This window comes from Celeribacter sp., from assembly GCF_048261515.1.
In the GTDB taxonomy this organism is placed as follows: Bacteria; Pseudomonadota; Alphaproteobacteria; order Rhodobacterales; family Rhodobacteraceae; genus Celeribacter.
Genome location: NZ_JBLXFZ010000004.1, coordinates 97,718 through 122,176, shown reverse-complemented (window position 1 = coordinate 122,176; position 24,459 = coordinate 97,718). Strand labels below are relative to the sequence as shown.

Annotated in this window: 25 protein-coding genes; 15 read left to right on the top strand and 10 right to left on the bottom strand. The window is 60.8% G+C overall.

All coding sequences use genetic code 11. From position 1 onward, the window contains the following. Window positions 1-66 precede the first annotated feature (66 nt). The 3 genes from ACN0SC_RS09110 (at window position 67) to argF (ending at window position 3,456) form a co-directional block, all read left to right on the top strand. Window positions 67-936: a trypsin-like serine peptidase gene (locus ACN0SC_RS09110; RefSeq protein ID WP_417249360.1), complete on the top strand. Its 870-nt coding sequence runs from the start codon at window positions 67-69 to the stop codon at window positions 934-936. A 339-nt stretch (window positions 937-1,275) separates the two neighbouring features. After that, a complete protein-coding gene (locus ACN0SC_RS09105; RefSeq protein WP_417249359.1) occupies window positions 1,276-2,457 on the top strand; it encodes an aspartate aminotransferase family protein in 1,182 nt (393 codons plus the stop codon). Window positions 2,458-2,529: 72 nt separating this feature from the next. Further along, window positions 2,530-3,456, top strand: coding sequence for an ornithine carbamoyltransferase (gene argF / locus ACN0SC_RS09100; protein WP_417249358.1), 927 nt, complete (start codon window positions 2,530-2,532; stop codon window positions 3,454-3,456). An 86-nt stretch (window positions 3,457-3,542) separates the two neighbouring features. Here the strand turns inward: argF and ACN0SC_RS09095 are convergent, their stop codons facing one another. Both ACN0SC_RS09095 and ACN0SC_RS09090 read right to left on the bottom strand, forming a co-directional pair. Beyond that, window positions 3,543-5,018 carry an inorganic phosphate transporter gene (locus ACN0SC_RS09095; RefSeq protein WP_417249357.1) on the bottom strand — a complete coding sequence of 492 codons (1,476 nt, stop codon included), beginning with the start codon at window positions 5,016-5,018 and terminating at the stop codon, window positions 3,543-3,545. Window positions 5,019-5,265: 247 nt separating this feature from the next. Then, entirely contained in the window at window positions 5,266-5,733 is a 468-nt protein-coding gene (locus tag ACN0SC_RS09090; RefSeq protein WP_417249356.1) for an NUDIX hydrolase, read from the bottom strand. Between the two features lie 260 nt (window positions 5,734-5,993). On the opposite strand from ACN0SC_RS09090, the gene gndA reads away from it, so the two are divergent. Beyond that, entirely contained in the window at window positions 5,994-7,430 is a 1,437-nt protein-coding gene (gene gndA, locus ACN0SC_RS09085; protein WP_417249355.1) for an NADP-dependent phosphogluconate dehydrogenase, read from the top strand. Between the two features lie 108 nt (window positions 7,431-7,538). On the opposite strand, the gene hrpB is transcribed toward gndA, so the two are convergent. After that, window positions 7,539-9,947 carry an ATP-dependent helicase HrpB gene (gene hrpB / locus ACN0SC_RS09080; RefSeq protein WP_417249354.1) on the bottom strand — a complete coding sequence of 803 codons (2,409 nt, stop codon included), beginning with the start codon at window positions 9,945-9,947 and terminating at the stop codon, window positions 7,539-7,541. A 144-nt stretch (window positions 9,948-10,091) separates the two neighbouring features. On the opposite strand from hrpB, the gene meaB reads away from it, so the two are divergent. From meaB to ACN0SC_RS09060, 4 genes are all read left to right on the top strand, one after another. Next, entirely contained in the window at window positions 10,092-11,069 is a 978-nt protein-coding gene (meaB, locus tag ACN0SC_RS09075; RefSeq protein WP_417249353.1) for a methylmalonyl Co-A mutase-associated GTPase MeaB, read from the top strand. A gap of 291 nt (window positions 11,070-11,360) precedes the next feature. Beyond that, entirely contained in the window at window positions 11,361-11,651 is a 291-nt protein-coding gene (gene rpmB / locus ACN0SC_RS09070; RefSeq protein WP_417249352.1) for a 50S ribosomal protein L28, read from the top strand. 167 nt (window positions 11,652-11,818) lie between these two features. Continuing rightward, window positions 11,819-12,166, top strand: coding sequence for a hypothetical protein (locus ACN0SC_RS09065; RefSeq protein ID WP_417249351.1), 348 nt, complete (start codon window positions 11,819-11,821; stop codon window positions 12,164-12,166). 58 nt (window positions 12,167-12,224) lie between these two features. Further along, window positions 12,225-12,791: a copper chaperone PCu(A)C gene (locus ACN0SC_RS09060; RefSeq protein WP_417249350.1), complete on the top strand. Its 567-nt coding sequence runs from the start codon at window positions 12,225-12,227 to the stop codon at window positions 12,789-12,791. Between the two features lie 118 nt (window positions 12,792-12,909). Here the strand turns inward: ACN0SC_RS09060 and ACN0SC_RS09055 are convergent, their stop codons facing one another. Next, window positions 12,910-13,599: an NAD-dependent deacylase gene (locus tag ACN0SC_RS09055; RefSeq protein WP_417249349.1), complete on the bottom strand. Its 690-nt coding sequence runs from the start codon at window positions 13,597-13,599 to the stop codon at window positions 12,910-12,912. 53 nt (window positions 13,600-13,652) lie between these two features. Between ACN0SC_RS09055 and ACN0SC_RS09050 the strand changes: the two genes are divergently transcribed. Further along, window positions 13,653-14,099 carry a low molecular weight protein-tyrosine-phosphatase gene (locus ACN0SC_RS09050; protein ID WP_417249348.1) on the top strand — a complete coding sequence of 149 codons (447 nt, stop codon included), beginning with the start codon at window positions 13,653-13,655 and terminating at the stop codon, window positions 14,097-14,099. Here the strand turns inward: ACN0SC_RS09050 and ACN0SC_RS09045 are convergent. Next, window positions 14,096-14,266 carry a hypothetical protein gene (locus ACN0SC_RS09045; RefSeq protein ID WP_417249347.1) on the bottom strand — a complete coding sequence of 57 codons (171 nt, stop codon included), beginning with the start codon at window positions 14,264-14,266 and terminating at the stop codon, window positions 14,096-14,098. The two genes, ACN0SC_RS09050 and ACN0SC_RS09045, sit on opposite strands and share 4 nt — an antisense overlap. Further along, window positions 14,259-14,612 carry an arginine transporter gene (locus ACN0SC_RS09040; RefSeq protein ID WP_417249346.1) on the bottom strand — a complete coding sequence of 118 codons (354 nt, stop codon included), beginning with the start codon at window positions 14,610-14,612 and terminating at the stop codon, window positions 14,259-14,261. The genes ACN0SC_RS09045 and ACN0SC_RS09040 overlap by 8 nt, the downstream gene beginning before the upstream one ends. Before the next feature lie 269 nt (window positions 14,613-14,881). Between ACN0SC_RS09040 and lepA the strand changes: the two genes are divergently transcribed. Together lepA and ACN0SC_RS09030 are read left to right on the top strand one after the other, a co-directional pair. Continuing rightward, window positions 14,882-16,681, top strand: a complete 1,800-nt coding sequence (gene lepA, locus ACN0SC_RS09035; protein WP_417249345.1) for a translation elongation factor 4 — start codon at window positions 14,882-14,884, stop codon at window positions 16,679-16,681. Window positions 16,682-16,905: 224 nt separating this feature from the next. Beyond that, entirely contained in the window at window positions 16,906-17,658 is a 753-nt protein-coding gene (locus ACN0SC_RS09030) for a DUF3800 domain-containing protein (protein ID WP_417249344.1), read from the top strand. 299 nt (window positions 17,659-17,957) lie between these two features. Here the strand turns inward: ACN0SC_RS09030 and ACN0SC_RS09025 are convergent, their stop codons facing one another. Then, on the bottom strand, window positions 17,958-18,296 hold the full coding sequence (locus ACN0SC_RS09025) for a type II toxin-antitoxin system Phd/YefM family antitoxin (protein WP_417249343.1): 339 nt from the start codon (window positions 18,294-18,296) through the stop codon (window positions 17,958-17,960). 154 nt (window positions 18,297-18,450) lie between these two features. Between ACN0SC_RS09025 and ACN0SC_RS09020 the strand changes: the two genes are divergently transcribed. Next, on the top strand, window positions 18,451-18,633 hold the full coding sequence (locus ACN0SC_RS09020) for a CTP synthetase (RefSeq protein WP_417249342.1): 183 nt from the start codon (window positions 18,451-18,453) through the stop codon (window positions 18,631-18,633). Between the two features lie 23 nt (window positions 18,634-18,656). On the opposite strand, the gene ACN0SC_RS09015 is transcribed toward ACN0SC_RS09020, so the two are convergent. Beyond that, a complete protein-coding gene (locus ACN0SC_RS09015; RefSeq protein WP_417249341.1) occupies window positions 18,657-19,430 on the bottom strand; it encodes an alpha/beta fold hydrolase in 774 nt (257 codons plus the stop codon). Between the two features lie 21 nt (window positions 19,431-19,451). On the opposite strand from ACN0SC_RS09015, the gene ACN0SC_RS09010 reads away from it, so the two are divergent. Then, on the top strand, window positions 19,452-19,856 hold the full coding sequence (locus ACN0SC_RS09010; RefSeq protein WP_417249340.1) for a hypothetical protein: 405 nt from the start codon (window positions 19,452-19,454) through the stop codon (window positions 19,854-19,856). Window positions 19,857-20,020: 164 nt separating this feature from the next. Here the strand turns inward: ACN0SC_RS09010 and glyA are convergent, their stop codons facing one another. After that, window positions 20,021-21,316, bottom strand: coding sequence for a serine hydroxymethyltransferase (glyA, locus tag ACN0SC_RS09005; protein WP_417249339.1), 1,296 nt, complete (start codon window positions 21,314-21,316; stop codon window positions 20,021-20,023). Between the two features lie 224 nt (window positions 21,317-21,540). Here glyA and ACN0SC_RS09000 point away from each other — a divergent pair, with 224 nt between their 5' ends. Further along, window positions 21,541-22,299, top strand: a complete 759-nt coding sequence (locus ACN0SC_RS09000; RefSeq protein WP_417249338.1) for an NAD kinase — start codon at window positions 21,541-21,543, stop codon at window positions 22,297-22,299. Between the two features lie 87 nt (window positions 22,300-22,386). On the opposite strand, the gene ACN0SC_RS08995 is transcribed toward ACN0SC_RS09000, so the two are convergent. After that, on the bottom strand, window positions 22,387-24,276 hold the full coding sequence (locus ACN0SC_RS08995) for a propionyl-CoA synthetase (RefSeq protein WP_417249337.1): 1,890 nt from the start codon (window positions 24,274-24,276) through the stop codon (window positions 22,387-22,389). Here ACN0SC_RS08995 and ACN0SC_RS08990 point away from each other — a divergent pair. Beyond that, entirely contained in the window at window positions 24,275-24,454 is a 180-nt protein-coding gene (locus tag ACN0SC_RS08990) for a hypothetical protein (RefSeq protein WP_417249336.1), read from the top strand. The two genes, ACN0SC_RS08995 and ACN0SC_RS08990, sit on opposite strands and share 2 nt — an antisense overlap. The last annotated feature ends 5 nt before the right edge of the window (window positions 24,455-24,459 follow it).

Here is a 24,459-nt window from a genome sequence, read left to right as displayed (position 1 = left end):
GCGGCCAAACTATCGCCCCAATCATCGGCGAGACTGGCGCAAAGTCAGTTTCGTCGGTGTTTGCCTATGCTTGTCAAAATTCGTTTCACAACTGCGATGGTGATTTTTGCCGTGCTGGTCGCAATGGTGGTCTCCGCGCCTGTGCGCGCGGGCGACAGCCTGCCGTCCGAGTTGGACCGCGTGGATCGTCGCGCCGAGTTGATCGGGTGGGAGGCCGTGGGGCGTCTCGATATGCGCGGGCAGGGCACCTGTTCGGGTGCGCTGATCGAACCCGATCTGGTGTTGACGGCGGCGCATTGCGTGGTGAATGATGCGGGCGAGAAATTTGCCCCGACCGACATCCTCTTTCGCGCGGGCCTTCGCAATGGCGACTATATCGCGGCCTCGCGCGGTCTGGCCGTGGCCGTGGCGCCCGACTACGAGGGAAGTGCAGGGTCCGCGGCGACGATGGCACAGATCCGTCACGATGTGGCGCTCGTCAAACTCGCAACCCCCGTCGCCCGCGCGCTGGCGCAGCCCTTTCCCATCCATCGCACGTCCCGCTCGCGGGGCGAATTGATGGTGGCCTCCTACGGGCAGGGCCGCAACGACACCCTGTCGATCCAGCGCGAATGTCACATCCTCGACGCGGGAGCGGGGATCATGGGGTTCGACTGCGACATCACCTACGGCTCGTCGGGTGCGCCCGTCTTTTCCATCGACGGGGTGCGTCCCGCGATCATCTCGGTGGTCTCGGCCACCGCCACCAAGGAGGGGAAGCGCTATGGTCTTGGTGTCGAGGTGCGCGATGTCGTGGAGGTGTTGAAGCGCGAAATAGCTCTTGGTGCGCCGCAGGTCGCCACCCGTCCCGTAGTGGTCAAGCGCATGAGGCCCTCGTCGGACGCGACAGGCAGCGCCCGCAAGGTTGGCGGCGCGAAGTTCGTTTCCTCGAAGTGAAATGCCCGACAATTTGCCCGACAGGTAGCCGACACATATCCGACAGGAAGCCGCCGCGCCTGACGGTCGCCGTCGATTTTCTTTGACAGCACCCCCTGTGCAGGCGTAAGAGCCGCGCCATGACCGCATATGTTTCGCATATTTCCGAGACCCGACGCCGACGCCGTTAAGGCCGTCAGCGCGCTTTCGCGTGTCATTATCCGTGCTGCATGACCCGTGACGCAAGCGGCACAAACCGCGCCAAACAGGCGCAAACCCCGTAAAATCCCAACTCAAACGTTGACAGGCCAGCGCCTACGCGCAACGAAAAGCCTCTCAATAATACAAGGACCACTTGCGATGATTTCGTCCGTTCTTCCGACCTACAACCGTGCACCGCTTTCCTTCGTCAAAGGGGAAGGCTCGTGGCTTGTGGAGGCGGATGGGCGACGTTTTCTCGACCTCGGCGCAGGCATCGCGGTGAACACCTTGGGACACGCCAACCCCGATCTGGCCGCCGTGCTCAAAGCGCAGGCCGATACGCTGTGGCATGTCTCCAACCTCTACACCATCCCCGCGCAACAGGCGCTCGCCGACAAGCTGGTGGAGGAGACCTTTGCCGACACCTGCTTCTTCACCAACTCGGGCACCGAGGCCGCTGAACTGGCGATCAAAATGGCGCGGAAGTACTGGTTCGATAAGGGCCAGCCCGAGCGGATCGAGATCATCACCTTCGACGGCTGTTTCCACGGGCGCTCCTCGGCGGCGATCGCCGCAAGCGGGTCGGAGAAGATGGTCAAGGGCTTCGGTCCCGTTCTGGAGGGCTTCGTGCATCTCCCCTTCGACGATCTCGACGCAGTGCGTGCCGCCGTGGGCGATGCCACCGCCGCGATCATGATCGAGCCGATCCAAGGGGAGGGCGGTATCCGTCCTCTGCCTGACGCCACGCTGAAAGGGCTGCGCGAGATTTGCGACGAGACTGGAACCCTGCTCATCCTCGACGAGGTGCAATGTGGTGTGGCGCGCTCAGGTAAGCTCTTCGCCCATGAATATGCGGGTATCACGCCCGACATCATGATGGTGGCCAAGGGCATTGGCGGGGGCTTCCCGCTCGGTGCAGTTCTGGCCACGGAAGAGGCCGCCAGCGGCATGGTCGCGGGCACCCACGGTTCCACCTATGGCGGCAACCCTCTGGGCTGTGCAATCGGGCTGAAGGTCATGGAAATCACCTCCGACACCGCATTTCTCGCCGAGGTCAATCGCAAGGCATCGCTTTTCAGCCAAGGGCTCGAAGGGCTGGTCGCAGTTTATCCTGACTTGTTCGAGACCGTGCGCGGCACGGGGCTGATGCTCGGGATCAAATGCAAGGTCGCGCCCGCGGAGATCGTCGCGGCGGGGTATGACGCGGGCATCCTGACCGTGCCAGCGGCTGATAATGTGGTGCGCCTTCTGCCCGCGCTCAACATCCCCGACGAGGACATCGCGGAGGCGCTTAAACGCCTCGACGCAGCCGCACAGGCGGTGTCACAGGCGAAAGAGTAACGCCCCGCGAACCGATATGAGATAGAGATTGAGAGCGGCGCCTTGTTGCGCCTGTATGAGAAAGACAGAAACATGAGACATTTCCTCGACATCAACAAGACCGACGCGCAGGAGTTGCATCGGATCATCGAGACAGCCAAAGCCACGAAGAACGCGCGCGCTGGCAAGCCGAAGGCCGCACCTGACGCCGAGTTGCCGCTCAAGGACAAGATGGTTGCGCTGATCTTCGAAAAGCCCTCCACGCGAACCCGCGTTTCCTTTGATGTGGGCGTGCGCCAGATGGGCGGTCAGACGATGGTGCTGTCGGGCAATGACATGCAGCTTGGCCATGGTGAGACCATCGCCGACACCGCCCGCGTTCTGTCGCGCTATGTCGATATGATCATGATCCGCACATTCGAGGAGCAGACGCTTCTGGAGATGGCCGAATATGCCACCGTGCCCGTGATCAACGGCCTGACCAACCGCACCCACCCCTGTCAGATCATGGCCGATATTCTCACTTTCGAGGAGCATAACGGCCCGATCAAAGGCAAGAAGGTCGTGTGGCTTGGCGATGGCAACAATGTTTGCGCGTCCTTCATCCACGCCGCTGGCCAGTTCGGTTTTGATCTGACCTTTGCAGGGCCGCAACCGCTTGATCCCGAGGCGGGCTTCATCGAGGAGGCGCGCGCCAAGGGAGCGACCATCGAGATTGAACGGGACGCGGACAAGGCCGTTTCAGGGGCCGATCTGGTGGTGACGGACACATGGGTGTCGATGCATGATCCCGCATCCGCACGTGAGCGCCGTCACAACCAGCTCCGCCCCTACAGGGTGAATCGCGCCCTGATGGGAAAGGCCAATCCCGACGCGCTGTTCATGCACTGCCTGCCCGCGCATCGCGGCGACGAGGTGACGAACAACGTGATGGACGGGCCGCAGTCGGTGATCTTCGATGAGGCAGAAAACCGTCTGCACGCGCAAAAGGCGGTCATGCGCTGGTGCGTTGGCGAGTAAACGCCGTAGAGCATTTGATCAGTGAAGAAGACGGGCGCGGCAAGTGAGGCGGCGCCCGTTTTTTCATTCATGCGGTGGTGGCGGCTTTAGGTGAAGAGCGCTGTGAGCAGCACGAAGACCAGTCCCGACAGAAGTGCTGCGGCGGGCACCGTGATCACCCATGCAGCCACGATGGTCATGAAGTGCGAGCGGCGCACGAGCTTGCGGCGGCGGCGCTCTTCTTTGGCGATGCGCAATTCGGGCGGACGCGCGGCGGCGTGTTTTTCCTGCTGGCGCGAGTGGTGCCATTCGCGGAAGAACCCGACGCCAAAGACACCGCCCACGGCGATATGGGTGGAGGACACGGGCAGGCCGAGCCAGCTTGCCACGATCACCGTGATTGCCGCCGAAAGCGCGACGCAATAGGCGCGCATCGGGTTGAGCTTGGTGATTTGGCTGCCCACCATCTTGATCAGTTTCGGACCAAAGAGCAGAAGGCCGAAGGAAATGCCGAAGGCGCCGATGACCATGACCCATTGCGGGATCGTGACCTTGCCCGCGAACTCGCCGAACTCCGTGGCGTGAACGATAGCGGCAAGCGGGCCAACGGCATTGGCCACGTCATTGGCCCCATGTGCAAACGACAGGAGCGCCGCCGAGATGACCAGCGGCAGGCCGAAGAGTGCCTTGAGCGACTTGTTGCGGTTCTCCATGCCATCCGACTGGCGGCGGATGAGCGGCGCGGATATGGCATAGGAAATCGCGCCGATCGCGGCGCCGATTATCAGCGATGTGGGCAGGTCGATAGAGACGATCTTTTTGAGGCCCTTAACCGCGAGATAGGTCGAGAACACGCCCATCATGATGCCGACGAGAACAGGCACCCATTGGCGCGCGGCGGCGATCTTGTCTTCTTTGTAAATGATATTGGCCTTGATGAAGGCGAGGAAGGCCGCGGCGATGACGCCGCCGAGGACGGGCGAGATGACCCATGAGGCGGCGATCTGGCCCATGGAGACCCAGTTGACCGCTCCGAAGCCTGCCGCCGCGATCCCTGCGCCCATGACGCCCCCCACGCCCGAGTGCGAGGTGGAAACGGGTGCGCCGATCCATGTTGCGAGGTTGACCCAGAGCGCCGAGGACAAAAGCGCGGCCATCATCGCCCAGATGAAGATGCGCGTATCCGCGACGGCGTTGGGGTCAATGATCCCCTTGGAGATGGTCGAGACCACATCGCCGCCTGCCAAAAGCGCGCCTGCGCTCTCGCACAGGGCCGCGATGACAATGGCCCCACCCATGGTCAGGGCTTTCGCCCCCACGGCGGGCCCCATGTTGTTGGCCACATCGTTGGCGCCGATGTTGATCGCCATATAGGCGCCCAAGACGGCCGCAGCGATGACCAGCGCGCTGCCAGATCCCGCACCGAAAATTGCGGCGGCGGCGATGCCAGCGATAATCATGAAGGCCAGCGCGATCCCCAAGCCGACCATCGGGCGGCTTACGCTTTGCATCGCGTATTCGACGTTGCTGATGCGGTTGAGGTCCTTATCGAGCGTGGTCCACGATTTGCCCTTGTCGCTCATGGTCGCCGGTCTCCCGTTGTGGCTGCTTGGCCGATCGCGACGCCCTGTCATGCAACTGTCACGATTCTGATACACTCGGCGCAGCGCTAACGCGGTTGGGCGCGTCGATCAAGGCAAACCAACGTCACGCGCAAAGACGCGCGGCAAACGTGGCCTCGGGGTCAGTGGGGAGGAGGTGTGCCAGTAGGCGCGACGATGGTTGTATTCGCGCGTGCCAAACGCGTTTGCGGCACCCGCGCGGACGGGCTTATTTCCTGCTGAAGTTGCGCAGGATGGATTTCAACTCGGGCTCTTCGACCATTTCGGCGGCGCGTTCGGGGGCGACCCAATTGCGTTTGCGCTGGCCCGCTTCGGGAAAGTCTTCAAGCAGCTCGTCGACTTTGATCGGGTAGACATTCGCCTCGACAGGGGCGGTTGCGCCGTTGTCGAATTGTTTGTCGTAGAAGTAGGTGCCGATGGGCTTGCGAGTGACTTTCGAGGGCTTTACCCCCGCTTCTTCCCAAGCCTCTTGTGCCGCCGCACCTGCGCCGTCAAGCCCGTCGATGGGCCAGCCTTTGGGCAGGATCCAGCGTCCGGTGCCGCGCGAGGAGATCAAAAGGATTTCCTTGCCGCGTTTGCCTGTGCGATAGCACAGCGCAGCCGTCTGAACCCGCGCGGGGCGACGCAATAACGGGTCAATGACGCCCGACCAAGCGTTCTTTAGGAAATCAACCATGAGGACTAACCGTGCTCGTTTATTTTTCTTATCATTCCATTAGATAGTGAATACTTTGTAAATAATCAAGGAATCCCGTGACTTCGCGCGCGTAAATGGTGCGATGTGGGGTCATTGTGATTTTGTATCCCGCTGTATACCTGCTTTTCGGCGCGGGCCTGTGGCGCTAACATCGCCGAGCGTTTAATCAGAACCGTGGACGCAAACCCGCATGACGGCGGGGCAGCAGGCCCCGACCCGGAAATGAAAAAGGACGACAGATGACACAGGCTCGCATCGGCCTCATTGGCCTCGGCGTTATGGGCGCCAACCTTTCGCTCAACATTGCCGAGAACGGATTTCCAATTGCGGTCTACAACCGCACCGGTGCCGTAACCGATGACTTCGTCGCCTCCGCAGGCGAACTCACGGACAGGCTCGTTCCAGCCAAGACGCTTGATGCACTGGCCGCGTCGCTCACCAAGCCGCGTGCCGTGATCATCATGGTGGCCGCCGGTGCCGTGGACGCGGTGATCGAGGAGTTGAAGCCGCACCTTGAAGCAGGCGACATGATCATCGACGCGGGCAACGCCAATTTCCACGACACCCGCCGCCGCGAAGCCGCACTGAAACAGGCGGGTCTGAACTTCATCGGTATGGGGGTGTCGGGCGGCGAAGAGGGCGCGCGTTTCGGCCCATCCATCATGGCGGGCGGCGACAAGGCGTCCTTCGAGGTGATCCGCGACATCCTTGAGGCGATCTCGGCCAAACACAACGGCACCGCCTGCGCCGACCACTTCGGTCCTGATGGTGCGGGCCATTTCGTCAAGACGGTTCACAACGGCATCGAATACGCCGATATGCAAATGATTGCGGAGGTTTACGGGCTTCTGCGCGACGGCGACAGCCGCTCGACCGCCGAGATCGGTGCGCTGTTCGAGGCATGGGACAAGGGGCCGCTCAACTCCTACCTGATCGAGATTTCGGGCAAGGTTCTGCAAACCGTGGACGACAAATCGGGCAAGCCCCTCGTCGATATGATCGTCGATAAGGCGGGTCAGAAGGGCACAGGCCGCTGGACCGCGATCGAGGCGCTTTCGCTTGGCCAATCGCCCTCCACCATCGAAGCCGCCGTGGCCGCGCGTTCGTGGTCGTCCGAGAAGGAAACCCGCGAGGCGGGAGCGGAGATTTTCGCCGATGTGACGGGCGAGGCGGGGGCGGAAATGCTCTCCGACGCCGATCTCGAAAAGGCGCTGCTCGCGGCGAAGATGATCGCCTATGATCAAGGGTTCAAACTCCTTGCCGCAGCCTCCGAGGAATACGACTGGGATCTCGATCTGGCGTCCTGCGCCGAGGTCTGGCGGGCTGGGTGCATCATCCGTTCGGCGCTGCTCGACGACATGGCCAGCGCGATCCGTGAGGGTCTGCCGCATACGCAACTGATCTTCGCGCCGCGCTTTGCGCAACTCATTCGCGAGGGCGCATCGGCGCTGCGTCGTGTGGTGGCATCTGCTGCGCTGCGCGGTCTGCCCACGCCTGCCTTCTCCAACGCACTGGCCTATTTCGACACAATGCGGATGGCGCGTGGCACCACCGATCTGATCCAGGGGCAGCGCGACTTCTTCGGCGCGCACAGCTTCGAGCGTGTTGACGGCGGCAAGGGACATCACGGCCCGTGGGCGGGCGATGTGGCGCATTCGGCGGCTCTGACCGACTGACGCAAGCCACTTGCACCAATCGAACGGAAACGGCGCGGAATTGCACATTCCGCGCCGTTTTCTTTGAGTATTTCTACAGCGATGAAGACGAGAAGTCCCCGCGCCCCCTCACGTGCCGCGTTTTTTCGCGCGCAAGGTTGGGTCGGCCTGCGTCGGGTCTTCGGGCCACGGGTGGCGCGGATAGCGGCCCCGCATGTCCTTGCGCACATCCGCATAGGACGTGGTCCAGAAGTTCGGTAGGTCCATCGTCACCTGCACGGGGCGGTGTGCGGGGGAGGTGAGAGTCACCCGCAAAGGCACGCGCCGAGCACCCACGGTCGGATGGCGTGTGGTGCCGAACATCTCCTGCAATCGCGCGGTAATGGCGGGGTGTTCGCCACTGTAGTCAATCGGGATCTTGCGGCCCAAGGGGGAGGTGAAGGCGGCGGGTACTTCTCGGTCCAGGCGGCTCATCTGGTCCCAGTCGAGCATCGCCCGCAGCGCCTCGGTGATGTCGAGCGCCTTGAGCTGCGCCTCCGTTCTCTCTCCATTGAGGTGGGGCAGGAGCCAGTCCCCCAGCGTCGCCATCAGTGCCTCGTCGGACATGTCAGGGTAGTCCCCCATAAGCAGCACCCGCGCCTGAAACAGTCGCGCCTTTTTGCTCCACGGCAGGCCGATCTGGCGTAGCCCGTCGAGTGCGCCTTTGGCAATCGCCTCATTGGGCGCGTCACGCCATTGTTGGTCGTTCAGCACAAGCGCGCCGAACATCTCACGTCTGCGGGCTTCCACGCAGCGGCTGCGTTTGTCCCACGCGCAGACCTCGTGCCAGTCGATGTGATCGGGGAAAAGGTCCCGCAATTCGGCCTCGCTGATTTGTGCGGCCTGGCGGATTTTCGCCTCACGCGGTGCGCCGTCGGTGTCGGTCACAACGATGAGCCGCGCACCAGCGAGCGCGTCTCCGTCATCCATCACCGCGCCCTTTCCGCCCGACAGGATGAAGCGCGCCTGATCGCCCTTGCGGCGCAGTCCCACGCGGTCGGGATAGGCCAGCGCGGCCATGGCTCCCGCCGACATTGGTGCCCCGTCAGGGACATCGCGGGCGAGACGTTTGGCTTCGTCTTTGATCCGTGCGAGAGCGGCGCGGTCTGCACGCGGGTCGCCGCGTTCCAGCGCCTTCAACCGCAGCGCCAGATCGCACCCCGCCCCGCGCATCGGGTCGCGTTCGTTCAACAATGCGGCCAGTGGCGCGGCCTGTTTGCCCGCTTTTTGCAGCATATGTGCAAGTCGCGGGTGGAGCGGTTGCGCGGCGATGGCGCGACCGTGGGCGGTGATGTGGTTGTCCGCGTCGAGTGCGTCGAGCGCTCGCAAGAGCGCACGCGCCTCCGCCAGTGGCCCCTCGGGCGGCGGGGTGAGAAAGGCCAGATCGCTCTCTTGCGCCCCCCACATCGCCAGTTCCAGCGCCAGTCCCGACAGGTCCGCTGTTTCGATCTCGGCGGGAGCGAAGGCGGCCAGCGCCCCTTCCTCGCCGCGCGTCCACATGCGGTAGCACACCCCCTCGGCCACGCGACCTGCGCGCCCGCGTCGCTGCTCGGCTTCGGCCTTGGAGACGCGCTCGGTGACGAGCCGCGACATGCCCGATCCGGGATCAAACCGCGCCCGCCGCGCACGGCCCGCGTCCACCACGATCCGCACATCTTCGATGGTCAGAGAGGTCTCGGCAATGGAGGTGGCCAGCACCACCTTGCGCCCCGTCTCGCAGGGCGCAATCGCCGCGCGTTGGTCGGCAAATTTCATCGCGCCGAAGAGCGGGCGTACCACGCAATCGCGCGGCAACCGCCTGTCCAGTTTCCCCTGGACGCGGCGGATTTCTCCTTCTCCTGGCAGGAAGACCAGCACCGATCCCGCCTCGGCCTCCACCGCCTCGATGACCAGATCGGCGACGGCATCCTCAAGCCGCCGCGTCTTTGGCACAGGGGCCTCAAGCCAGCGGGTCTCGACGGGGTAGGCGCGACCTTCGGAGACCACCACGGGCGCATCGCCCAAGAGAGCCGCCACGGGCCCTGCGTCCAGTGTCGCCGACATCACCACAACGGCCAGATCGTCGCGCAGCGCCCCGCGCACCTCCTCGATGAGCGCCAGCCCCAGATCGGCGTTCAGGCTGCGTTCGTGGAACTCGTCAAAGATCACTGCACCCACACCGGTCAATTCGGGGTCGCGTTGCAACATGCGCGTCAGAATGCCTTCGGTGACAACCTCGATCCGTGTCGCCTTCGAGATATTCGTCGCGCCGCGCATGCGGTAGCCCACTGTCTCGCCCGCCCGTTCACCAAGGGTCGCGGCCATGCGTTCGGCGGCAGAGCGTGCGGCCAGCCGTCGCGGCTCCAGCATAACGATCCGCCCCTTGATCGTGTCCAGAAGCGCCAGAGGCACGCGGGTTGTCTTCCCCGCACCAGGGGGCGCCATAAGCACAACGCGCCCCGTGGCGGCCACATGGGCCACCACCTCGTCCAGCACATCTTCAATCGGCAATCTCTCCATGCCGTCCTTATCCCCCATCCGACCCGCGACGAAAAGCACCCATCTGCACGGGTGAAAACCCTGCCCTGAACCTAGACTTCGCCGCCCCCATCGGGCATTCCTGAGCCGACCTGCCGCGCGCAGCACGAGCCGATGGAGACCGAGATGGATGCAGCAACCCTCGCCAAAGATGTGATCGCGGGAAACCGCCGTGCGCTGGCCCGTGCCATCACGCTTGTGGAAAGCGCGCGCCCCGATCATCGCGCCATGGCCACCGAGTTGATGGAGCATATCAAGGATGCCGACCGTCAGGCACTGCGCACCGGGTTGTCGGGCACGCCTGGTGTCGGGAAATCCACCTTGATCGAGAGTTTCGGGATGATGCTGATCGGCAAGGGGATGAAGGTCGCCGTGCTTGCGGTCGACCCCTCCTCGGCCCGTTCGGGCGGCTCGATCTTGGGTGACAAGACGCGGATGGAAATGCTTAGCCGCGAGAAGAATGCCTTTATCCGTCCGTCGCCCTCGCAATCTGAATTGGGCGGTGTTGCGCGGCGCACCCGTGAGGCGGTCGCACTGTGCGAGGCGGCGGGCTATGACATCATTCTGATCGAAACCGTTGGCGTGGGGCAATCCGAAACAGTGGTCTCCGAGATGTCCGACCTCTTCGTGCTGCTGCTCGCGCCTGCGGGTGGGGACGAATTGCAGGGCGTCAAACGCGGCATCATGGAGATGGCCGACATGATTCTCGTGAACAAGGCCGATGGCGATCTCCTGCCTGCCGCCAAGCGCACTTGTTCTGATTATGCGGGGGCGCTGCGTCTGATCCGCAAGCGTCCGCAAGACCCCGAAGGGTTCCCCAAGGCGATGACGGTTTCCGCGCTTCAGGAGGACGGGCTGGCCGAAGCATGGGACGATATGCAGGCGCTGATCGCGTGGCGGCGCGAGAACGGGTTTTTCGATGCCCGCCGCGCCGAACAGGCGGAATACTGGTTCGGTCAGGAAATCCGCCTTGGCCTGCTGGGTCAGTTGGAGCGCGAACCGCTCAAGTCTACGGTCGACGATCTGGCACGTCAGGTCGCGCAGGGCGCTATGACGCCCACGCGTGCAGCGGCGGATGTTCTGGCGGCGCTGAAAGAGGGGTGAGCGCAGGCAGGGGGCTCGTTCCGCCACCTGCGCACCGATTCCCCCGTCGATCCCCCTTGACGATTCTCCCGCCATCGCCTAACTACCGCGCACTGAATTTCGGGCGCTGTCACTTGGATTTCCTGCGGGCGGTGCTCTTTTCTGTTTGAATCGGTGAGTTTTCGGGGATTTGGCGCTTTTGGGCGCTTGATTTTCTGCCCCGCGCGCCTCATAGAGAGCGCCGATCCATTCAGGAACTGATAGAATCTGCGTGCGCGCCTGTCGCCCGCTTACGAAGACGAGGATAAACCCATGGCACGCCGTTGCGAACTGACCGGTAAAGGCCCGATGACTGGCAACAATGTCAGCCACGCCAAGAACAGAACCCGCCGCCGTTTCCTTCCGAACCTCAACGACACCACGTTGATGTCGGAAGCCCTCGGCCGCTCTTTCAAGCTGAAAATCTCCGCGGCCGCGCTGCGCACCATTGACCACCGTGGTGGCCTCGATGCCTTCCTTGCGAAAGCCAAGGACGAAGATCTCTCCGCCAACGCGCTGAAGATCAAGAAAGAGATCGCCAAGGCACAAGCCGCCACCGCGTAAGCGGCCAGCGACTTTCGCGCCGACATCTTTCGAAAACCCCGTGTGGCTGCCCGCGCGGGGTTTTTGCGTGTCTACTTCATCGTCCTTGGTGGGGGGAGGCACAAACCGTCGCACCCGCTCCCCGACACTTCCAAAAGCCCGCGCGCGCAGGTATGGATGGCGGTGATATGCGACAGATCCGACCCGTCATAGCCGCGCTTTTCGCGCTCTTGTTGATCGTCACCAGCCAGTCGATGGCGGTGGCGCGTGGCACGATGACGGATGCTGCGGGCGAGATGGTGCTGTGTACGGGCACGGGGCCAGTCACAGTGCTTTACGACGAAAACGGCGAGCCTCTCGGCCCGTCGCACATCTGCCCCGACTGCGCGCTTAGCGTGATTGCGGACGTGGGGCAGGTCTTCTCCCTCGCGGCCCCTTTGCGCCACGCCGAACCACTCGATGCGCCCGCCACAGCACTCGCCCGTTCGGGCGTGGATGCTCTGCCCGCCACTGCGCGTGGCCCCCCTGTTGTCTGAGACTCACAAAACCCAACCACCGTTTTTCAAGATACCAGACAGAACAGGACCACCTGATATGACCTTCAAAACAACCCTTCTCGCGGGTCTCTCCGCCCTTGCCTTCGCTCTGCCCGCCGTTGCTGAAATCACCATCGAGGACGCCTATGCCCGCGCCTCGGGCCCTTCGGCAAAAGCAGGCGCAGCCTTTTTCGTGATCAAGAATTCGGGCGATGCGGATGACCAGCTCATCGACGCGGCCTCCGATATTGCCAAGCGCGTCGAGCTTCACACCCATAAAGACATGGGCGATGGCGTCATGAAAATGATGCACGTCCCCGAGGGATTCACCATCCCCGCAGGCGGCAGCCATGCACTCAAGCGCGGCGGCGACCACGTGATGTTCATGGGTCTCAACCGTTCGATGAACGACGGCGATGTGATCTCCGTCACCCTGACCTTCGAAGACGCGGGCGACATCACCGTCGAGATTCCCGTTGACCTTCAGCGCACTGAAGAAATGTCGATGGAAATGGATCACGGTGACATGGATCACGATCACGACCACGGTGACATGGATCACGATCACGACCACGGTGACATGGACCATGACCACGATCACGACCATAGCAATATGGACCACTGATCACACCCCTATCCAACGACCAAAGGCACCCCATCTGCGGGTGCCTTTTTTATGTCCGTTGCGCGTTTGGCCTGTCTCGGGCGGCGGTCTACTTTGCGGTGCAAATACTTACGCTGCCTCAGCCGTTTAGCACTTCGCTCACCCATTCAGGCACCACCGTGCTGGCGGGGCCTTCACGCACCTCGTCAAACAGCGCGCCGGATGCGTCGAGGTTGATCTCCATCGTGCGGATGCCGAGTTGTTGCGCCATCTGGCGGAACCCTGCAGCGGGGTAGACAGTGCCAGAAGTGCCAAGCGCCACGAAGAGATCGCTTGCCTCCAGCGCCGCCTGTATGCGGTCCATGTGATAGGGCATTTCCCCGAACCACACGATGTCGGGCCGCGCGGCGGGCGCACCGCAGGCGGGGCAGGGGTGGCCCGCTTCCATCACGTCAGGCGCGGGCCAACGATGTCCGCAGGCAGCACAGAGCGCCGAATTGACCTCCCCGTGCATATGAAACACATCCCGCGCGCCGCCCCGTTCCAGAAGATCGTCGATGTTCTGCGTCACGAGGTGGACAGATTCGCCATGCGCCTGCTGCAACCGTGCCAATGCCTCATGAGCAGGGTTGGGACGGGCGACGGCCACATCTGCGCGTCTTTCGTTGTAGAACCTTTGCACCAGCGCGGGGTCGCGCGCGAAGGCTTCTGGCGTGGCCACATCCTCAACACGGTAGTTCTCCCACAGCCCATCTTCGGCGCGAAAGGTCTTTAACCCACTCTCCGCCGACAGCCCCGCTCCCGACAACACAAGAATTGCGCCAACCATCCGTGTCATTCCTTTGCTTGCGTCCTGTGTGAGCTTACGCCAAACTTCACGCCATGCGCAAAATTCTCTTCGTCTGTCTGGGCAATATCTGCCGTTCGCCTGCCGCCGAGGCCGTCACGCGGGCCAAGGCCGCATCGCTTTTCCCCGACCTCACCCTCGACAGCGCGGGTACGGGTGCGTGGCATGTGGGCGAGCCGCCCTATGGTCCGATGCAGGCGGTAGGTGCCGCGCGGGGCTATGACCTCTCGCCCCTGCGTGCGCGTCAGTTCCATGCGGGCGATTTCGACGCCTTTGATCTGATCGTGGTGATGGATGAGGAGAACCAGCGCGATGCCGAGGGGCTGCGTCCCGCGAGCAATGTCACACCGATACGGCTCTTCACCGATTTCGCGGATACCCATGAGACCGCCGTGCCTGACCCCTATTTTACCCGCGACTTCGACGGGGCTCTGGAATTGATCGAGCAATGCGCCGATGGGTTGATCGCCACGCTCGACTAGAGCAGCCAGCGGAAGGCGCGCGGCAATTCTTGCGTGCCGATCCGCACCACCGTCATGCGCGTGGGGAAATTGACACCATAGAACGGCACCGATGGCCCGTCGGCGACCCAGATCCCCGTGCCTTCGGGTTTGAGCGTGTTGAGCGGGTGGTAGAACCCGTCAGGCACAGACCTGCTCGGCGGTGGTCGCGAAATTCCTGTAGCGCTTCCAGAAGGCTTCGTGCAGCGGGTTGTCCGACTGGCGGATTTCCTGTGCGTGGTGCGGGTCTTTGAAGAACTTTGCCGCACGTTTCTGATCCGAGGAGGAGAGAACGCCATCCGCCGAGGCCTGAACGCAACCGCAACGCGCTGTCGAGGCGTCTTTACGTCCCGCGCGCATACAGGCCTCATAGACAGGCCCCGTCGAAAAAGCCGTGGCGGTTGCGCCTCGCGAAACCGACCGCCCGCCGCCGCCACAGGACGCCAGCGTCGCCGTGATTGCCACTAAAAATACCACCTGAGTTGCCCGTGCCATGACTGCCCTCGTCAATGCTGTGATTGTTCTTGCCCGCCTTGTCGCGATGCGTTGCGCCTACTATGCGGGATTTGGCGGCGCGGGGCAATTCTCGGCTTCGTGATCAGCGCGCTTTGCGGCGGCGTTTCCTGCGAAGGTGCTATGGGGGTGGTTCGGACCTCTCTTGGCTAGGGAAGGCCACATCCGCGCTTTCCCCGCCGACAGGACTAGACATTCTTCCCCTTTCCCCCCATAGAAATCGGTCAAACCCCAAGCTTTGAAGGCCGTTCATGACCGAGCTGAAAAACATCCGTAACTTCTCGATTGTCGCCCACATCGACCACGGGAAATCCACGCTGGCCGACCGTCTGATCCAGTCCACGGGGACGGTGAAGGACCGCGACATGCAGGCGCAGATGCTTGATGCGATGGACATCGAGCGCGAGCGCGGCATCACGATCAAGGCAAACTCGGTGCGCATCGAATACACCGCCAATGACGGTGAGCTGTATATCCTCAACCTCATCGACACGCCCGGTCACGTTGACTTCGCCTATGAGGTCAGCCGCTCCATGCGTGCGGTCGAGGGCTCGCTTCTGGTTGTGGACGCGACCCAAGGTGTTGAGGCGCAGACGCTCGCCAACGTCTACACCGCCATCGACGCCGACCACGAGATCGTCCCCGTCCTCAACAAGATCGACCTGCCCGCAGCCGAGCCTGAACGCGTGTGTGAACAGATCGAGGATGTGATCGGGATTGATGCCTCCGAGGCTATTGAAATCTCCGCCAAAACGGGACTCGGCATTCCCGACGTGCTGGAGGCCATCGTCACGCGCCTGCCCGCACCTGAAGGCGACCGTAACGCGCCGCTCAAGGCCATGCTGGTGGACAGCTGGTATGATGCCTACCTTGGCGTGGTCGTCATGTTCCGCGTCATCGACGGCACGATCAAGAAGGGCGACCAGATCCGCATGATGCAGGCGGGCGCGACCTACAAGATCGACAAGCTCGCCGTGCTGAAGCCGCAAATGGTCGATTTCCCCGAGCTTGGTCCGGGCGAGATCGGCGTCTTTACCGCCTCTATCAAACAGGTGCGCGACACCAAGGTGGGCGACACGATCACCCATGAGAAGGCGCAATGCGACGCGCCGCTGGCGGGGTTCAAACCCTCCGTGCCCGTGGTTTTCTGCGGCCTCTTCCCCGTGGACGCCAACGACTTCGAAGACCTGCGCGCCGCCATCGAGAAACTGCAACTCAACGACGCGTCCTTCTCTGCCGAGATGGAAACCTCTGCCGCTCTCGGCTTCGGCTTCCGCTGCGGCTTCCTTGGTCTGCTTCACCTTGAGGTCATCCGTGACCGCCTTGAGCGCGAATACGATCTCGACCTGATCACAACCGCGCCCTCGGTGGTTTACCATGTCCACATGAAGGACGGCACGGTCGAGGAACTCCACAATCCCGCCGACATGCCCGACCTCACTTATGTCGACCACATCGAGGAACCGCGCATCAAGGCTACGATCATGGTCCCCGACGAATACTTGGGCGATGTGCTCAAACTCTGTCAGGACCGCCGCGGCATCCAGCTTGACCTGACCTATGCAGGCACCCGTGCCATGGCTGTCTACGACCTGCCGCTCAACGAGGTCGTCTTCGACTTCTACGACCGCCTGAAATCCGTGACCAAAGGCTATGCCTCTTTCGACTACCAGTTCACCGAGTATCGCGAGGACAACCTTGTGAAGATGCAGATCCTCGTGAACGAAGAACCCGTCGACGCGCTCTCCATGATGGTCCACCGCGACCGTGCCGAAATGCGTGGCCGCGCCATGTGCGAAAAGCTCAAGGAACTCATTCCCCGTCACATGTTCAAAATCCCGATCCAAGCCGCCATCGGCGGCAAGGTCATCGCCCGCGAAACCCTCTCCGCCATGCGCAAAGACGTGACCGCCAAATGCTACGGCGGCGACGCCACGCGGAAGAAGAAACTGCTGGAGAAGCAGAAAGCGGGTAAGAAACGGATGCGCCAGTTCGGGAAAGTAGAGATTCCGCAGGAAGCATTTATCAGCGCACTTAAAATGGATGATTGATCGCTTCGCGATCATTCGTCTGTTTTAGTGCAGGTGGGTGGCAGTGTCTTTTCCGTTGGAAGTAAGCACGCACCCATCCCGTGGAGCTTGGGCGCTAGGTAGCGTCACGCGTTTAGCTGATGAAGTTATTTATGTTTTAGTTTTTAGTTTCAAATGGATATTTACAATAAGGTGCGGCGGTTGCTGGTAAGTTCTTTTGTAATACTCATTTGCGAGGTGAAACTATGTATTTGATGTATGTTGATGAGAGTGGTGACGCTGGTAACAATACCGCCCAGACTAGATACTTTTGCCTCAGCGGCATTGTCGTTCATGAAAGTGAATGGCGAGGCTTTGTTGATCGCATTATTCAATTTCGAAAGACCTTGAGAGGGGCCTATGGATTTCCAATGAGGGCTGAGGTTCATAGTGTGGAAATGCTACGGAAAAACCCATTCGGTATTGAGAAACATATACGACTGGCAATACTGCGTAACTATTTGGATGAGCTTGCAAAATTAAATTCAATTTCAATTACGAATGTTGTTGTTGATAAAATGGGAAAGCCCTCGAGCTATGATGTTTTCTCTTCGGCATGGAGGACACTGTTCCAACGTTTTGAAAACACCTTAGTTCATGGGAATTTTCCAGGAGGATATAGGCGTTCGTTTGGAACAGTGTACACAGATGCAACGGCGGGCAAAAAGCTTACGGGAATAATGCGGAAAATGTCGGTGCATAATCCAATTCCAAACCGTTGGGGTGGCGGTTTCACTAACCACCCAATTCACAAAATTATCGAAGACCCGGCGGAAAAAGATTCCGCTTCTTCACTGCCGATTCAATCGTGTGATGTGGTGGCTTATTTTTTGCAGCAAAAACTAGCTCCAAATTCGTATATTAGGCGCAAAAGGGCAGTAAATTATTTTGATAGGCTAGACGGGGTTCTGAACAAAAAAGCATCTAGAGAACACCCGCAAGGCATAGTCTTCTTATGAAAAAGGGCGAGCAGTCGCCTGCTCGCCGGGACAATCCTACTTTCTAGGTTGTGCCTAGGTTCAGATCGTGAATACAGCATAGCTATTTTGTAAGAAGTTTTCAAGGAGATTACTTTGATACAACGTATCGGTCAGAACCCACCCTCGGGTCAGGCGCTGGGGTGCCATTCTTTAAGGACACCATAAGGTTGCGAGCGGGCCGTTAACTGCTGTTTCGGCTTCCGAGCGTTGGCGAACCTAAACCGGCGTTCGCAGGTGTGCGAACGCGTCTGGGCGCTTTGACCGCCGCCCCACGGTGTTCAATCGCTGCTTTGCAGCGACCGCACCCAAACCCAAAAAGCCACCCATTTCTTGTCGCGCCCTTCGCGTCGCGCCGCTTCACGTTCGGCGTCTGCCTTGGCAAGTATTCTGTCCCACGGCCCAATGGATCGGCCTGGTCGGCGGCCACTGGCTTGGCGGGGGCCGAGTTTTTCGTCGTCGATGTGTTCCCAGATGCGTTCGAGGTCTTCCATCGGCACGATGGCCGCGACTGCTCGACCATAGCGGCGTACGATGGCGTGGTCGCCTGTCTGGACACGATCCAGAACCTCCGTGAGGCGGGAGCGCAGGTCAGTCAAATTCATGGAAAAGGGCAACATAAAGATCTCCAACAGTTTGAATGTGCGGCCACATTCTCCTGCAAGAGTTTAAACAATGTGCCACAAAGGCGTACGCTTGATCGGGATCAAGGAAACACGCGGCGCGCGGGCCGTAGGATCGGATATGCGCGAACGCCACCAATGGAGAGATCCCATGACTCGCCTTTTCGGAATCCTGTTTTCCCTTATTTCTACGACACTTATGGGTGTTGGCGTGGTGGTCGCCCTGACCTCTGGTATGGACACTCTACGTCCAATCCTCATCGCGGCGGCCATCGGTTTCGCGCTGGCTATACCCGTGACGTGGGTGGTGTCGAGGAAGCTCGAAAGCCTGTAGCAACATATTGAAATACAACGAAATTATCCGTCGGTCGCCTCCATCCATGCCCGCATCGCCGCCTCGAATTCCCGTGGCTTTTCGGCATGTAACCAATGCCCCGTGTCAGGGATAGAGGCAAAGCGCGCAGCAGGGAAAAGTGCCTTCGTCGCCGCACGATGATCGCGCGAAACATAGGTGCTTTCGCCCCCCGACAGGAAGAACGCGGGTCCGTCGAACTGTCCTGATACCTCGGGGAACCCCACGATTTGCGGCATGTATTCTTCCAGAACGTCGAGGTTGAGCAGCCATTTTTTCTCTTTTACGACAAGGCTTTGCAAGAGGAATGCCCGCACGCCAGGATTGGGAATGTCACGCTTGAGCACCGCGTCGGCCTCTGATCTGCGCTCGATCTTCGACAGGTCCAGTCCGCGCATGGCGTGGATCAGATGGGTGTTGTCGTGGTCGTATGCGACAGGCGAAATGTCCGCGACGATGAGGGACTTGAGCCGTTCTGGATGCTCCAGCGCTAGGATCATCGCCGACTTCCCTCCCATCGAATGACCCATAACGTGAAACGGCCCATGCTCGGAGAGATGCGCGAGCACCTCGTTCAGATCGTTCGCCATTTCCGTGTAGCTTTGGGTCGGAAACCGCGGGCTTTCGCCGTGGTTTCGCATATCGACGGAAACGACAAGTCGTTGATCGGACAAGCGTTTTGCGATGACGCCCCAGTTTCGCGCCGAGCCAAAGAGGCCGTGGACGATGAGTAGGGGCGGGCGGTCGGTTGGCGAACCGTTGATGACGTAATTGAGCATGGCACAGACTTAGTGGCTTGGATGCCCGACGAAAAGCCCCTAAGTTCCGCGTCGATGGAACAGTCGATCACATATCGTGCCGAAGCACTGGCCGCGCTCATGCGGGACCGTCTGGGCATTCGGGCAGGGTCGGATTTCGCTAGCAAGCTGGCGAAGGCTGGGCGGCGTCTTCCACGATGGGCGCGGCGGGACGGTCAGTTGATTGTTGATGCTATCGCATTGGAATCCCATCCGAAACTGTCGCGGCAAATTGACCGCAAACGTGTCGAGCGGGCACTGTCCAACCTCGCAAAATATCTCGGTGCGGTTGATCCGTGGCAACGGCGTAAGGGTAAGATTCTTGATGTCATTACCGCCGTGGCCTTCGTGATTTTTGTGGTCGTGGGATTGGTGCTCGGCGTCATGCTTTGGCGTGGGCTGATATAGGCGCCACCATTCACCTCCGAGAAATCTGGTGTTCGATTTGCCCAACTGTTCGGTTTGGGTAAGTCAGCGAGGGATAGTGCGTTCACCCACTCTGTTCGAAATAGACGTATTCAGACACGAAAAAGGGGCCCGAAGGCCCCTGATCCGTTTGATTTGTCCAACTCTTAGAGGTTGGGGTAGAGCGGGAAGCGTTCGCAAAGTGCGGCCACTTCGGCTTTCACCTTGGCTTCTACCTCGGCGTTGCCCTCTTCGCCATTGGTGGCAAGACCATCCACAACCTCGACGATCAGATCGGCAATCTTGCGGAATTCCTCTTCGCCAAACCCGCGCGTTGTGCCCGCAGGGGTGCCGAGACGGACGCCAGAAGTGACCATCGGCGGCTCGGGGTCGAAGGGGATGCCGTTCTTGTTACAGGTGATATGCGCGCGGCCCAGAGCATCCTCGGTGGCGTTGCCCTTCACCCCTTTGGGGCGCAGGTCGACGAGGAGAACATGCGTATCGGTGCCGCCTGTGACGATGTCGAGGCCACCTTTCATAAGCTGATCTGCGAGCGCCTGCGCATTCTTGATGACCTGCTCGGCGTAGACCTTGAATTCGGGGCGCAGCGCCTCGCCGAATGCCACGGCTTTCGCTGCGATCACATGCATGAGCGGGCCGCCCTGAATGCCGGGGAAGATGGCGGAATTTACCTTCTTGGCGATCTCCACATCGTTCGTGAGGATCATGCCGCCGCGCGGTCCTCGGAGAGTTTTGTGGGTCGTGGTGGTTGCGACATCGGCATAGGGGAAGGGCGAGGGGTGTTGACCACCCGCGACGAGCCCCGCGAAGTGCGCCATGTCGACCATCAGGTAAGCGCCAACGCTATCGGCAATCTCGCGCATTTTCGCGAAATCGACCTGACGGGGAATGGCCGAGCCACCCGCGATGATCATCTTGGGTTTGTGCTCGTTGGCCAGTTCTTGCACCTGATCGTAGTCGATACGCTGGTCCTGTTTGCGCACGCCGTATTGGATGGCGTTGAACCACTTGCCCGATTGGTTGGGCTTGGCGCCGTGCGTCAGGTGGCCGCCTGCGTCCAGCGACATGCCGAGAATCGTGTCACCGGGTTTCAGGAGGGCGGTGAAAACCCCTTGGTTGGCTTGCGAGCCCGAGTTCGGCTGGACGTTGGCGTATTTACAGTCGAACAGCTCTTTCGCACGGTCGCGGGCGAGGTTCTCGGCCAAATCAACGTATTGGCAACCACCGTAGTAGCGGCGGCCCGGGTAGCCCTCGGCATATTTGTTTGTGAGCACGGAGCCTTGCGCTTCCATCACGGCAGCGGAAACGATGTTCTCGGAGGCGATCAATTCGATCTCGTCGCGTTGGCGACCCAGTTCGAGCGACATGGCGTCGAAGAGTTCGGGATCGCGGGAGGCGAGGCTTTCGGTGAAGAAACCGGCGTCGCGGACATTGGAAGTCATGGGGCGTGCTCCTTGGCAGCGTGGGAGTGTCGCCCGCTGTTTAGCCAAACTGTCACAATGGGAAAAGGTGTTTTGCACACATAATGAAGATGAATGCGGTATCAAGAGCGGTGCGGGTTTCCGATTGGCGGCGTGCGGGGCGGCGAAAAGGCGTGAAATGGTGACGGGCATTTGCTAGTCAGGACCGACAGAGCGGCAATGCCGCCAGAAGAGAAAGTCAGACCATGGTCAAGATCGCAATCACCGCCTCCGAGGCACAGATCGCACAACGCGCGAAAGAGCGTCTGGAGGCGCTCTATACGAGCGTGCCGGTTGAGGATGCGGAGATCATCGTGGCCTTGGGTGGTGACGGTTTCATGCTGCACACGCTGCACGGGACGATGCATCTGGACACACCCGTCTACGGGATGAATTGCGGCACCGTCGGGTTCTTGATGAACGAATTCAAGGAAGAGGGCTTGCTGGCGCGGCTGCGCGTTGCAGAGATGGAGGTCATCAATCCGCTGACGATGACGGCTGGCGGGGCGCAAGGCGCCGAGCATAAGGCATTGGCGATCAACGAAGTATCTTTGTTGCGCGCGGGGCCACAGGCAGCGCGGTTGCGCGTGTCGGTGGATGGCAAAGTTCGGATGGAAGAGCTTGTGTGTGACGGGGCGCTGGTCGCAACGCCCGCGGGCTCCACGGCCTACAACTACTCCGCGCGAGGACCGATCCTGCCAATCGGGTCGGATGTTCTGGCGCTCACGGCAATGGCGGCGTTTCGACCGCGTCGGTGGCGTGGCGCGCTTTTGCCAAAGAGCGCGCATGTGCGGTTCGACATTCTGGAGGCCGAGAAGCGTCCTGTGATGGCCGATGCGGACAGCCGTTCGGCGGGGATCGTGCATTGGGTCGAGATTAGGTCCGAGCCGCGTGTGAAGCACCGTATTCTTTTTGATCCAGGGCACGGGCTGGAAGAGCGCCTGTTGCGCGAGCAGTTTACCTGACCCGTTTGGCGCGACGCGCGGGCCCAGACGCCTAGAATGAAAAACGCGCCCCGTGGGGCGCGTTTTGCTGTTTGGTCCGTGGTGGAGTTACTTGGCGAAGCCAAGCCCCTGAAGTGCCACCTTGATCTCGTCGAGGATCGCTGGATCGTCGATGGTAGCGGGCATCTTGTAATCCTGACCGTCGGCGATTTTGACCATCGTGCCACGCAGGATCTTGCCCGAACGGGTTTTGGGCAGGCGGTCGACCACGCAGGCCAGTTTGAAGGCTGCGACGGGGCCGATCTCGTTGCGAACGGCGGCGACACATTCCTTAACGATCTCCGCCTCCGTGCGTTCACATCCCGCGTTGAGGCAGAGGAAGCCCAAGGGGACCTGCCCTTTGAGGTCGTCGCTCACACCGATCACGGCACATTCGGCCACGTCAGGGTGGTTGGAGAGAACTTCCTCCATTGCGCCCGTCGAAAGACGGTGGCCCGCGACGTTAATCACATCATCGGTGCGCGCCATGATGTAGAGGTAGCCGTCTTCGTCCTTGATCCCTGCGTCACCTGTTTCATAGTAGCCAGGGAAGGTGGAGAGATAGCTCTTCTTGTAACGCTCTTCGGCCTTCCAAAGGTTCTGCAACGTGCCTGGAGGCAGGGGCAGTTTGATCGCAATGGAGCCCAGCTCGCCTGCTTCGACGGGATGGCCCGCCTCGTCGAGAATATCGATGTCGTAACCGGGCATGGCCACAGAGGGCGAACCGATCTTGACCGGAAGTTCCTCGATCCCGAGCGGGTTTGCGGCAATCGCCCAGCCGGTTTCCGTCTGCCACCAGTGGTCGATCACTGGCACGCCGAATTTCTCCTGCGTCCATTTGATCGTGTCGGGGTCGGCACGTTCGCCTGCGAGGAAGATCGCCTGAAGCTCGTGCAGCTTGTAGCGCTTGATCCAGTCGCCGTTCGGGTCTTCGCGTTTGATCGCGCGCAGCGCCGTGGGTGCGGTAAAGAAGGATTTGACGCGGTGGTTCTGGATGATCCGCCAGAACACGCCCGGATGCGGGGTGCCGATGGGTTTGCCTTCAAACACAATGGTTTGCGCGCCTTTGATGAGCGGTGCATAGCAAATGTAGCTGTGTCCGACGACCCAACCCACATCCGACGCGGCCCAGAATGTGTCGCCCGCCTCGATGTTGTAGATGTTCTTCATCGTCCAGTTGAGCGCCACCAGATGACCGCCCGTGGAGCGCACAACGCCTTTCGGCGCGCCGGTCGTGCCGGAGGTGTAGAGAATATAGGCAGGGTGGTTGCCTTCGACCGGCAAACAATCCACCGGTTTCACGCCATACTGGAAACCGTGCCAGTTGAAGTCACGACCTTCTTTGAGTTTGGCAACCTCTTGCTCGCGCTGGAAAATCACGCAGAAATCGGGCTTGTGTTCGGCCTCTTCGATGGCTTCGTCCAGCAGCGGTTTGTAATGCACCACGCGGTTCGGCTCCAACCCGCAGGAGGCGGCGATGATCGCTTTGGGGGTGCAGTCGTCAATCCGCACGGCCAGCTCATGGGCTGCAAAGCCGCCGAAGACGACCGAGTGCACGGCTCCGATGCGGGCACAGGCCAGCATGGCTTCCAGAGCTTCGGGGATCATCGGCATGTAGATGATGACACGATCCCCTTTGCCGACGCCGCGCTGCTGGAGTGCGCCAGCCAGCGTGGCCACGCGGGTTTGCAAATCTTTGTAGGTGATGCCCTTGGTCGAGTGAGTGATCGGGCTTTCATGCATGATCGCCAGTTCATCGCCACGACCAGCCTCAACGTGACGGTCCACCGCGTTATAGCATGTGTTGGTCAGCCCGTCCGAGAACCACTCGTAAATCGGAGCATTGTCGTCAAACAGGGCTTTGGAGGGTTTCTTATACCAATGAACCTCCTCCGCGGCCTCCATCCAGAACTTCTCCGGATCGGCTTTCCAGCCTTCATATACGTCAGAATATCCCATGCATATCTCCTCACTGCCTGCGGGCAAAACGCGCCTGACAGTCGCCGCGCGCGAGGTCTCCTTCCCCGTGCTCTACGGCCACTATTTGCGCAAGCATTCCTCACGCGCAGGTCTCCGCGCCATGATACGTATCAAAGTGGGCGGCACCATTGCAGAGAATTTCTGCAAACCTGTGTAGTCAAG